Source organism: uncultured Dialister sp., assembly GCF_900541605.1.
GTDB lineage: Bacteria > Bacillota > Negativicutes > Veillonellales > Dialisteraceae > Dialister.
Genome location: NZ_UQKJ01000064.1, coordinates 1 through 10,925, shown reverse-complemented (window position 1 = coordinate 10,925; position 10,925 = coordinate 1). Strand labels below are relative to the sequence as shown.

General features: G+C 45.0%; 12 protein-coding genes and 2 pseudogenes. 9 read left to right on the top strand and 5 right to left on the bottom strand.

Going from position 1 to position 10,925, the window contains the following annotated elements; translation table 11 throughout:
* Positions 1–183: 183 nt before the first annotated feature.
* The 3 genes from QZR21_RS05775 to QZR21_RS05765 all read right to left on the bottom strand — a co-directional run bounded on the left by QZR21_RS05775 (position 184) and on the right by QZR21_RS05765 (position 2,083).
* Positions 184–948, bottom strand: coding sequence for an IS3 family transposase (locus QZR21_RS05775; RefSeq protein ID WP_296099168.1), 765 nt, complete (start codon positions 946–948; stop codon positions 184–186).
* On the bottom strand, positions 929–1,270 hold the full coding sequence (locus QZR21_RS05770) for a transposase (protein ID WP_296099166.1): 342 nt from the start codon (positions 1,268–1,270) through the stop codon (positions 929–931). Before QZR21_RS05770 ends, QZR21_RS05775 begins: the two co-directional genes overlap by 20 nt.
* A gap of 279 nt (positions 1,271–1,549) precedes the next feature.
* Positions 1,550–2,083, bottom strand: a complete 534-nt coding sequence (locus QZR21_RS05765) for a hypothetical protein (protein WP_296099163.1) — start codon at positions 2,081–2,083, stop codon at positions 1,550–1,552.
* Positions 2,084–2,337: 254 nt separating this feature from the next.
* Here QZR21_RS05765 and QZR21_RS05760 point away from each other — a divergent pair.
* Positions 2,338–2,541 (top strand): annotated as a pseudogene (locus QZR21_RS05760) (hypothetical protein); the annotation flags it as partial.
* A 251-nt stretch (positions 2,542–2,792) separates the two neighbouring features.
* Here QZR21_RS05760 and QZR21_RS09105 read toward each other — a convergent pair.
* The gene (locus tag QZR21_RS09105) at positions 2,793–3,095 is read right to left on the bottom strand and encodes an NUDIX domain-containing protein (protein WP_363926460.1); all 303 of its coding nucleotides are present in this window, start codon (positions 3,093–3,095) and stop codon (positions 2,793–2,795) included.
* A 584-nt stretch (positions 3,096–3,679) separates the two neighbouring features.
* Here QZR21_RS09105 and QZR21_RS05755 point away from each other — a divergent pair.
* The 7 genes and pseudogenes from QZR21_RS05755 (at position 3,680) to QZR21_RS05725 (ending at position 8,544) form a co-directional block, all read left to right on the top strand.
* Complete coding sequence (locus tag QZR21_RS05755; protein ID WP_296974220.1) at positions 3,680–4,051, top strand: hypothetical protein; 372 nt, start codon at positions 3,680–3,682, stop codon at positions 4,049–4,051.
* Positions 3,976–4,362 carry a carcinine hydrolase/isopenicillin-N N-acyltransferase family protein gene (locus QZR21_RS05750; RefSeq protein WP_307974294.1) on the top strand — a complete coding sequence of 129 codons (387 nt, stop codon included), beginning with the start codon at positions 3,976–3,978 and terminating at the stop codon, positions 4,360–4,362. Before QZR21_RS05755 ends, QZR21_RS05750 begins: the two co-directional genes overlap by 76 nt.
* 93 nt (positions 4,363–4,455) lie before the next feature.
* Complete coding sequence (locus tag QZR21_RS05745) at positions 4,456–4,998, top strand: nitroreductase family protein (RefSeq protein ID WP_296099154.1); 543 nt, start codon at positions 4,456–4,458, stop codon at positions 4,996–4,998.
* 15 nt (positions 4,999–5,013) lie between these two features.
* Positions 5,014–5,664 carry a CpXC domain-containing protein gene (locus QZR21_RS05740; protein ID WP_296099152.1) on the top strand — a complete coding sequence of 217 codons (651 nt, stop codon included), beginning with the start codon at positions 5,014–5,016 and terminating at the stop codon, positions 5,662–5,664.
* 621 nt (positions 5,665–6,285) lie between these two features.
* Positions 6,286–6,726: pseudogene (locus QZR21_RS05735) on the top strand (RNase H family protein); the annotation flags it as partial.
* 15 nt (positions 6,727–6,741) lie between these two features.
* Positions 6,742–7,152, top strand: coding sequence for a single-stranded DNA-binding protein (ssb, locus tag QZR21_RS05730; protein WP_296099148.1), 411 nt, complete (start codon positions 6,742–6,744; stop codon positions 7,150–7,152).
* Between the two features lie 381 nt (positions 7,153–7,533).
* Positions 7,534–8,544, top strand: a complete 1,011-nt coding sequence (locus QZR21_RS05725) for a YafY family protein (protein WP_296974217.1) — start codon at positions 7,534–7,536, stop codon at positions 8,542–8,544.
* Between the two features lie 158 nt (positions 8,545–8,702).
* Here the strand turns inward: QZR21_RS05725 and QZR21_RS05720 are convergent, their stop codons facing one another.
* The gene (locus QZR21_RS05720; protein WP_296099142.1) at positions 8,703–9,815 is read right to left on the bottom strand and encodes a M48 family metallopeptidase; all 1,113 of its coding nucleotides are present in this window, start codon (positions 9,813–9,815) and stop codon (positions 8,703–8,705) included.
* 78 nt (positions 9,816–9,893) lie between these two features.
* Between QZR21_RS05720 and QZR21_RS05715 the strand changes: the two genes are divergently transcribed.
* Positions 9,894–10,823 carry a DUF1848 domain-containing protein gene (locus QZR21_RS05715; RefSeq protein WP_296099140.1) on the top strand — a complete coding sequence of 310 codons (930 nt, stop codon included), beginning with the start codon at positions 9,894–9,896 and terminating at the stop codon, positions 10,821–10,823.
* The last annotated feature ends 102 nt before the right edge of the window (positions 10,824–10,925 follow it).

The window sequence follows — 10,925 nt, the reverse complement described above, 5'->3', positions numbered from 1 at the left end:
ACACACAATCGTTTCTTTGCAACCTTAATGGAACTTATGGAAACAGTTGAAAAAGTATAATGGGCCCGTTGTCAAGACCACTTTTAAAAATTTATTGCGCGCTTTCAGAATTGGTTAACAATATTCTTCAATGGGGCGATTTCTGCTCTGGTGGACCTGCGGCTTAAGGCCCCTCACTAGGCCTTAAGCCGCCTGGAAGCAGCTGTAATACATCTTATCAGGGGTTTGGTATTCTAAAGCCTCATGTGGACGGATAGTGTTGTAGTCCTTGACGTACTTTCCAATCAGCTGAAACAGTTCCCGGGGACTTTGGTATTCATTGAGATAGATGCATTCATTTTTCAGGTTGCGGAACCATCGCTCAACCATGATATTGTCGGCCCATCTCCGCCGACCATCCATGCTCTGCGTGATCCCCAGCTGTTTTAATAGTTTCTTATACTCATTACTTGTAAACTGACTCCCTTGATCAGAGTTAATGATAGCTGGAATTCCGTACCTGGCAACAGCTTCTTTTACTGCTGCAATCACGGTCTCTTTATCCAGCGTATCTGACAGGTAGTATTCAAGAATCTTCCGACTATACCAGTCAATGATGGCCGTGAGATACATGTGCCCATGAGGCATCGGAATATAGGTGATGTCTATAGACCAGACCTGGTTTGGGAGAAATGCCTTATAGTTCCTCAGGCGGTAGGGCACAATAGACTCTTTGAAATTTCGTTTAGAAAGATTTGCTTTGGGATACACTGCACAAATCCCCATGATCGCTGCCAGCCGCCTCACCGTCTTTCTCGTAATGGTAATTCCCATCTGGCACAGCAGTATAACCATCTTACGGGTCCCTATGTAAGGATATTCAAGGTGAATGCGATCTATTTGTCGCATTACCATCTCAAGCCATGCCTGATGCTCCGGATCCGGGGGCTTACTGTTCATCTGAATCATATCCCGGAGCTTTTGGAACGGAGTATCCAGCTTTGCGAAAGCAATCCTGAAGGAAATCACGTTCCATCGTGAGCTGCCCGATCTTTTTGGCCATTCGATCGTTGCTTTCCCTCAGGGCTCCCTCCTTTCTCTGATCCTTTTTAGACCCAGGATTTGCTTCAAATACTCGAGGAGCATTTTCAATGAACTCCTGCCTCCATTTGCGGACCATTCCGGGGCTGAGATTGTATTCAGCACAGATAGCATTGAATTCTCTCTCTCCTCTCAGGATCTCGAGAATAACCTTACTTTTGAATGCGGCGCTGTACTTGTTACGTGACATGATAGATGACCTCCTTTTGGTTTACATTATGCCACATTTGCGCGCTTATTTTTTCAAGTACTGGTCCGAATCTACGGGTCCATTATAAAAGCGTTCGAGGCCTGGAAAAAGCCGAATAATCAGCTTCGAACCATGTGCAGCTTTAATTAAAATTATTTTTATTGTTTATTATAAATCCTACCCAAAATGGTTGTGAATAGTTGATACCAGCAGAAAAGCCTATTTAACCAGCGTTTCCTTAATTTAATTTCGATTTCCAATAGTTAGTGCATATTATAGCTATAATCCACCAATGTGGTTTAGAATATATTGGTCATTATCTTTGATTAAATTATAGAATTCTGATTTGTTATTTACCCATAGGCCTTCACTTTCCCCATTACCTGCAATCCAAGCTGGGGCTATGGTCTTTACTGAATATGATACATCATAATAGTGGTTGTCTATCTTACTGGCATCATTTATTGGGCCATTAATTCGATTAATTTTATAATCAAAAATTTGATTTTTGGTGAATAATCCCTTGGATTTATAATAGTTAAATTCTTGGACTAGTATTTTTTCTACAATTTCTTTTTCTGATAACCCCTCTACTTCTGATATTGACATGTGATTATATTGGACCCTTTCTGACGGTAGGGATTCATACGAATAGAACAATAAATATACGATTCCTATTAGTATAACCACTATATTTCTTGTTTCTAGTTTCTTAGCCTTGATACATTTATAGATGGTAATGATTATCATAAGAGAAGCAGCGACATATAACAAAAATAAAGAATCGCTTATAAATATAATCATCTTTGTCATCACCTAGTTTCATAAATTAAAATAGAGCTAAAAATCAAAATGAAAATGTGAGTATTAAAAAAGTGGAATGGGTAATTTGCTTTTTACATCAATGAATATTAACTTGGACGTAATGAAGATATACTGATACAATCAAATTATATCATGAATTATGTATATGTGATAGATGTTAGTAAAAATTGGAGCCGAAACATATCTAAGGAAACGCTGATTAAATAGGCTTTTCTGCTGGTATCAACTGGGATAAAGAAATTGAACACCGTAAGTCCGCAACCCGTTGCAAAGTAGAGCATCCTTTTTTGATAGTTAAGAGATATTTTGGTTATGCTAAGGTAGTATATCGAGGGATTGCCAAGAATTTCAACCGATTTAACATGCTGTTTGTTATTAGAAGCTTACTAATAATTTGTAGTGACTTTATTTATTTTCTTCAAGTTATTCATAAAAACTCTATCTAAAGCTGCTGGAAAATGGCTGTGAATAATTAGCACTTATAAAAAGCCCATTTAATCAGCGTTTCCTTATATAGGACCCTCTTTAAATATCCACATCATTTCGTTGCTTAGTGAGTAATCATCGGAGGGAGGATGATCTCCATTCTCTCGACCCAGAATGCTTCTGATAGTTCGACCGGGCCTCTGTTAATACATGGACTTTCATCCACTTCACAGAAGAATCCGGCAAGGATGTTACTGGCGCTGGTCCAGGGCTAGAATTTATAATAGCGGATGTCTTTTGCGGAAAGTCCTGTCTCCTCTTTCACTTCTCTTCGGACGGTACCTTCCAGTGTTTCGCCGATTTCTGTAAATCCGACGATGAGTGCATAGTAGGAAATATGGTGGTCTGCGTAGCAGGTCAGGAGCAGCTTATCGTTCCAGGTTACTGCAGGAATAATAGCAGGATTCAGGCGCAGATATATGGTTCGTCCGCAATGGGGACAGAATAGGGCGCGCCCCCAGGAAGAGGGAATTATCTTTCCCCTACAGGAGCCGCAAAACTGGTTATTCCTCATCCGGCGGACAATCTGCAGTCCAAGCTGTAAAAATATCCTTTTTAACAAGGCGGGAATGAAAACGAAGTTTCTTTACCGGGAAATATAGGGCTCCTGCAGGTATATGGGAAAGATTTTCATTGGCCAGGAAGTAGGCAGTATTATCCATAGTAAACAGATAGGTGACTTCTCCGGCGGGAATCTCCTCCTGCCGGGGGAAGAGATCTATCCCCGGATAAAGAAGCGGGTTCTCATCGCTGAAATAAAGGATCTTGCTGTTTTTGTCAGGCTTTTTTATGGAATCATAATGGTTATCAAAATGGCGGGGGAAATGTCTTGTATCATAGTAGCGCTCCTTTTATTTTTCACTTTTATAATTATACAGATAAGACAATCCGGTCATGTAATTTTCCGGTCAAATCCTGCAGGAGGTTTTATGGAAGTCCAAAAAGATAGTGGCCGTAGTGATGGCGGCTTTCCTTCCCCTTTCATCGGCCGAGGCTTGTACCCTGTTTGGTGCCAATGGCAGTGAAGTGGAAGGAGGAGGAACAATCCTTGTCAAAAACAGGGATTGGCGGCCCTAGTACCAGAAAATGCGATATGAAATGGAGCCCCGTTACCGCTTCTATGGCCTCTATGGAGGAAATGAAAAGAAGATGGCCCTGAAGTGCGGCGTTAATGAAGTGGGGCCGGCTATTTTTTCTGCAGTTGCCAGTTCTGTTCCCAAAAGGAAACGGATGGCCATGGATCATCCCAACAAAAGCAGTATCCGGGAAATACTTGGAAGCTGTGCTACTGTTGAGGAAGCGCTGGCCATGAATCGGTATTTCAGGGGACCGAAATTTCTGGTTATAGCCGATGCCGGGGAAATGGCCTCTGTGGAAATAGAGGATCATGGAGAATATCAGGTGGAAAAAGTGAGAAATGGTACCTGGCTCATACGAACCATTATCTTTGGCCTGATTTTTCTTCACTGAACAGGCATGCCGGCCATTTAAGCATGACCCGCCTCTCCAGGATAGCAGAACTTCTTGGGAGAGACCATAAGCCCTATGTGCTTGATGATCTTATGGTCTTTTCCCGGGACCGGCATGATGGATCGGATGACAGTATATGGAGAACAGGGAGTGGAGCACGGTCGGATGAGACCCTGGCTTCTATCGGCTTGTGGCTCCATGACGGAGGAAAACCGGATATTTTTGTGAAGATACGGTATTCACCGGAAGACAGAGGAAGAGAAGACGTATACCAGCTGGAAGGGAAGGATTTCTTTCCCGATAAAAATTGATTTTTGGCAGGAGAGAGATTTATAAGAAAGCGTGGTAAAATGAGGTGAATCTGATTCCGGTGCAAGGGGGCACCAGTCCTTCAGGAGGAAAAAATGGATGCAATACAGTGTCTGATTTCAAGAAGAAGTATCAGGGAATATACAGATGAATCGATTTCCCGGCAGGATGTGGAAAATGTGGTAGAGATTTCCCAGATGGCATCATGCTGGGAAAATACCCAGCCCATTCGATATGTGGCAGTGCTGAACAGGGAGCTGAAGAACCGGATTGCCGATGACTGCACAAAGAAATTTCCATGGAATACAGAAAATATTCATGCAGCGCCAGCATTAGTTATTTTGTGTGCCATCAAAGGTCTTTCAGGCTATGAGCCTGATGGTCGGGCTTCCACATCCAAGGGAACCCACTGGCAGTCTTTTGATGCTGGCGTGGCGGCAGCCCATTTTTGCCTGGCTGCCAATGCACTGGAGCTCGGGACGCTGATTATGGGGCGGTACGATGAAGAAAAAATCAAGGAAATTTTGGATCTTCCCGCTGATTATGACGTTTCTGCCATTATTGCTATCGGCCATCCGGCAGTGATTCCGGCGGCCAATGAGCGGAAGCCTTTGAAGGAAGTACTGTCATTTCGTTAAAAAGGGAGATCTGTAATGGAAGAGCGGTACACCTGTCCCCAGTGTGGGAAACCATTTCCCTTTATCCGGTATGATGTCATTGATACGGGGAAAAGGCCGGACATGAAAGAAAAAGTGCGAAATGGAGAGGCCTTTTATGTTTCCTGCCCCTATTGCGGGTGGCATACCCACTTTGATTATTCCTTCCTCTACAGGGAGGAAGGAACGCATACTCTCATTTATTATGCTAATTCCCGGGAGTTTTATGAAGCTGCTTATTACCGTATGACCAGAAGAAATGGTGGCAGGGACTTTGAATCTATCCGGACCTGGAAACGACGTGTGGTGACATCCAGGAATGACCTGCTGGAAAAGCTGCTGATACTGGATTGTGGGTTGGATAATCGGATTATTGAAATTATGAAGGGCCTTGCTTTTATTTCTCTGAAGCAGAAATATCCGGCTGCAGAAGTGGATACGGTTCTCTTTGACCGGGGAGGGGATGGCAGCTGCTATTTTCGGTTCAGCAAGAATGAAACGGTGAAAGCAGCTTATGCTTTTGAAGAATCTTTATATGGGAGGATAGATAAGGTACTGGGGCCAAAAATCCGTGAACTTTCCCAGGAAGATGTGGTGATTAATTCCCAATGGGCCGCGGGGATCATGAAAGAGCTGGAATCCCTGTAAAAAACTAATGATTAGGTCAAAAGCTGTGAAAAGTGAGAAATCATTTTTCATAGCTTTTTTTGTATTGCGGAAGTATATGTCATATCTATTCTGTTCTGGATAGATCATCGACGCCTTGGATACATGGAAATTATGTCTATTTCTACTGTCCTTTTTCACGGTGAAGAAATAAAAGAATTTTTCTTTTAAAAACATCCACATAAAAAAATTCTGAAGCCGATATTTATAGTGAGGGGAGAAAATAGAAAGGAGGTTCTCCCGGACAAGGAGATGGAAGCGGTGGTTTCCGGAAACTACCGCTGCTTGAGGAAAATGGAGATACGAAAGTTTTCCGGGACAGACTGTAAACCTCGAATTGATTGGAAAAACAGCAGTTTTCGGAGAGCCTGGAATGTGACAGGAAGGGGACTATCCCCCGAAAGGAGAAACAATCATGGAAAACAATGAAATCAGAAATCGGAATACCTTTGCAGCAGGAAAAAAGTGGTAAAAGAGAACGGGAAGCGGCGTAAGAACAGCCGCCCCATGCCGAAAGCTTCGGTGAGAGTGCTCGATGCAGCTTATGCGGATCGCATGCCCCGTGTTCCCACTATCTGCATCCATGGATGATGTGAGGGAAATGAAGAAAAAACAGGAGCCTATGCGGCGGTCATCCTGAATGAAGGGAAGAAGACGGTCCTCGCCATTTCCGGCGGTCAGATGGGAACCACGGTAAACCGTATGTACCTTATGGGACTCATTGAAGCACTGAAGATTCTTACCTGTGCTGAAGGAGTGCAGTCTGTCAAGGTTGTGACAGATGAGGAATTTGTAAGCAGTGGGGTCCGTTACTGCTGGTGGAGCCGGTGGAATAAGAATGGATGGAAAACAAAAGCCGGGAACCCGGTAAAGAACCAGGATCTTTGGCGCCTTGTTTCCCGTATGATGGGAGAGAAAAAATTCAAACTGTGGGTACCGGACAATGCATCCATGGAACCAGACTTTATTAATCGCTGTGACCTGTATGCCCGGGCAGCTATGCCGAAAACCCCTGATGGGGAACGTGCATGGCAGGCTATGTGAAAGGGGGCGCGCAGGATGAACCAGGTAGAAATTCTTGGAAATCTCACACGGGACCCTGTCATTCGTGCTACCAGTACCGGAAAAGCCATGGCCCGCTTTAGTGTTGCCGTTAATCGAACGTACAGGACTCCGGCGGGAGAAGAAAAAACATTGGTGGACTTCGTCAATATTGTGGCCTGGGAACGGATGGCAGAAAGCGTAGGAAACTACTTGAAAAAAGGAAGCCGGGTCTTTGTGATGGGGCGCTACAGTACCCGTTCCTATGAAGGGCAGGATGGACAGAAAAAGTATTTTACCGAAGTGAATGCCGGATTCATTGCCTGTCCCCTTGGAAGCAGTGGGGACGATGAAATCGATGGCAAAGGAAATCTTTATCGGGCAAACAGGGATGCTGTACCACCTTTCGGAGCAGCTCCGTTCCTGTAAGGAATCAGTTTCTTTCAAAATTGGGATTTCACTATTTTCATGATAGGCCGGTATCCGAAAAAAGCGGGGAAACCATAGATTGTGTATCAGTCTGTGTAATTAGAGGCTGTTTCCGGATACCGGTTATTTATCGTAAAAATAGTGAGTCATCGATTCCCAGTAAGAATATCAGCTCCCCCGCAATGCGATATTCCAATTTAAGAGAATTCAATGAGAATACATGTGGCGGATTCAGGTGCATATCCGGATCATAGATTTTTCGGCCCCTTTCTGGATTTCTGCTATAATGAAAGATAAATGGGAGGGCCTGGCAGCAGTCAGGCTTTCAGGTCGCAGGTATGAATGAATTTCATACTTTTTTCATGGAAGGGCAGGAACTCTATGGCAAAGGAAAAGAAAGACAGGGATGACAAAAAGGCGGAGAGAGTCCTTTTTCTGTGGGATATATTGGGCCGCGGCGGCTCTGTCAATAGAACGGAAATGACAGAAATGTTTGGCGTTAATATCAGGACAGCGAGTCGCTATATAGTGGAAATCAGGAAATACCTGGAAAAGAAAGAAGAAAGGGATGGTATCCGCCGGGAGCTTTACTATGACCGGACTGATGGCAGTTATCGGATCCGGGACCTGGAAAATGAAATGATATCCCCAGGCGAACTCTTCGCTATTGGGAAAATCCTCCTGGCCAGCCGTGCTTTTCACAAAAAAGAGCTGGAATCCCTGCTGGGGAGACTTCGCCAGTCTGCCGTCCTTGGAAAGGGGAAAAAGGAAGTCGAAGAGTATATCAAAAGTGAACTTTTTGACTATCTGAACCCAAAACACAGGAAACCGGACATTCATGCCCTGTGGACCATTGCCAGGGCTGTACATACCCATCATGTCCTTTCTTTTGGCTATAAAAAACAGGGATCCCATGAAAGCGTACCCCATAAGGTATGTCCGGAGGGCGTGCTCTTTTCGGAATATTACTTTTATATGCTCGGGGTACCGGAGAAGGAATGGCAGTCCGGGGAAAAAGAGACCAGAGTATATCGGGTGGACCGCATGTTTCACCTTAAAGACACAGGAGTCGGTTTTGATGTAAGCTACAGCAGCCGTCTCCGGGTAGGAGCCTATAAGAATAGCGTGCAGTACATGTACGGTGGTGAACCGGAACGGATTCAGTTCCTTTACACCGGCCCCAGTGTGGAAGCGGTTCTTGACCGTCTGCCAACAGCCCATCAGAAACAGTTGGAGGACGGCAGCTTCCTGATCACCGATCGCATACAGGGGGATGGTATACTGATGTGGCTTCTGAGCCAGGGAAGCCGGGTCAAAGTTTTATCACCGGAACGGCTGCGAAACAAGTGGATTCAGGAAGCCCGGAAAATCATAGAGGCATCGGAGCCCTGACTTGCCTTTGAGTGCAGGAATTTTCTGCTCTTTGGCGAATAGCGGGAAGCGGAGAAAAAGAAAGGGCTGCGGGAAATTTCCACAGCCCTGTTGTATCCATGGAAACACTGATTCATTTGCAGAGTCAGCTTTCATCAGTGCTTCCATGAAGTCATTCTTTATTTGATTTCATTCAGCCTCCTGGCCAGAGCTTCTGCTGATGGATCTGATCCAGTAGGGGTCATGATGGACTGGTTTCCCAAATATACCGTACCATCAGAGGCATAAGCTTCTTTTACATTCTGGCCATGGTTATAAGCAGCAGCCAGATTACCCATGATGAAGTATTTCCTCTCGGCACTGCTCATACCGGAAACGGCAGCGGGAGTGACAAAATCCTTACCATTGACCTGGACCATGTCAGAATCTTTTTTTATAGTAATGTGATTACCGGACAGTTTGACCAGTTTCTTTTCATAATTTTCTCGCCGTTCTTTATTGGTAGGGTGATCGTTGGGGGAAAAGATTTCACCGACCAGGCTGTTCTTGAATTCTCCCTGCTTTTCTTCCACCCGCTGCCAGAGGGCAGCACCGGCACCGGGGTTGTATCCCGCCTGGTAGCAGTAATCAAAAGCCAGGTTATCCGCTTCCCATTCCTGCTTCTTGCCTATCTGCACATTGTTGATCTGTCCCACCAGGGCGGACATGGTGAGATTGGCTAAGGCGCCGCCTCCCATGGCACTAGCGGCAACGCTGCCGCCAATGATGGTACGCAGCTTTTTCTTAGTGCCGCTGACAGCGTGATTTTTCATACCATGGCCCATTTCATGGCCCAGTACAAAAGCCACTTCATCGGTATTGTCAGAAATTTTAAAAAGCCCGATATTTACGGTCATCACATGCCCCAGACCGCAGGCCGCATTGAATTCGGTACTTGGGTTCAGGAAATAGAGGAATGGCTTCTGCTTGATAGATGGGGCGGAAGCGGCAATTCCGGCGGAAAGATTAGCCATAATGCCGTCCAGCATGCCATTGTAATAGGAATCATAGGAGACCCCCTGGCTTTTCTTCAACTCCTCAAAATATTTCTGCCTGCCTTCTTCCGTATTGTTGACGGTATCCAGATATTCATCCATCTGTTTATAGACCTGGGCACCATATATGAGAGACCCGATCATCCCGGCGATGTCGGCAGCCTCCGTCTGCGGCATGGCAGGGTAAGGACAAACGGAGAATCCGGCTGCCAATCCCAAAAGAATAGAGGCAGTCATCTTTTTCGTACGTTTGAACATAAGCTTTCCACCCTTTCCTGTGACCATGAACTGTATTCTGATACATATATTGTACAACTTCTGTTAAGGAACCTGACCGTGATAATCAATACAGGACAGCGGACCGATATTCCCGCTTTTTATGCCAAATGGTTTATCAATCGTATAGAAGAGGGGTTTGTACTGGTGAGGAATCCTTTTAATCCTCACCAGGTGACCCGTTACCGGTTGAATCCGGATATCGTAGATGCTATTTGCTTCTGCACGAAAAATCCGGCTCCCATGTTGCCATACCTCAAGAAACTTCATTCATTCCGGCAGGTGTGGCATGTCACCATTACCCCTTATGGAAGGGAAATAGAACCGAATGTACCGCCGGTAAACGATGTCATCAGGTCCTTCAGAAGTCTGTCTGCTTCGTTGGGGAAAAGGAAGGTTATCTGGAGATATGATCCCATATTTTTATCTTCGACCTATACGGCAGAAAAACAGCTGGATGCATTTTCTTATATTGCTGCTTCCCTCAAAGGCTATACAGAAACATGTGTGTTCAGCTTTATTGATCTTTATGCGAAGACCATCCGGAATTTTCCGGAGGTCCATCGCGTATCCCATGAACAGCAGCGCCTTCTCGTTAAAGAAATGGTATCTATAGCAGGACGAAATGGAATGGAACTGGCTGCCTGCCACGAAGATCCGGGACTTGGCTTCCTGGGAGCCGATATGGGCGGCTGCCTTTCCCCAAAAAGGATAGAAAAGGCATTAGGCATACCACTCATAGTGCCTGCATCCGCTAAAGAAGTCAGGCCGGGTTGCAGATGCCTGCTTGGACATGACATAGGAGCCTATAATTCCTGTGCCCATTTCTGCCGCTATTGTTATGCGAATTATGACAGAGAAAAAGTTTTGGAAAACAGGAAGTCCCATGATCCCCTGTCGCCCTTCCTCATAGGCCATGAAGAAATGGGAGATACGATAACTGAAGCCAGACAGGCCAGCTGGATCGACAGGGAAACAAGTCTGTTCTGACAGAAAAAATAAGATAAATAAAGAATTGACAGCGGCCGAAACGATTGCTATAGTAAACGACATTAATTACTTTACTTTAAATCGATGCATCTATGTGCTATA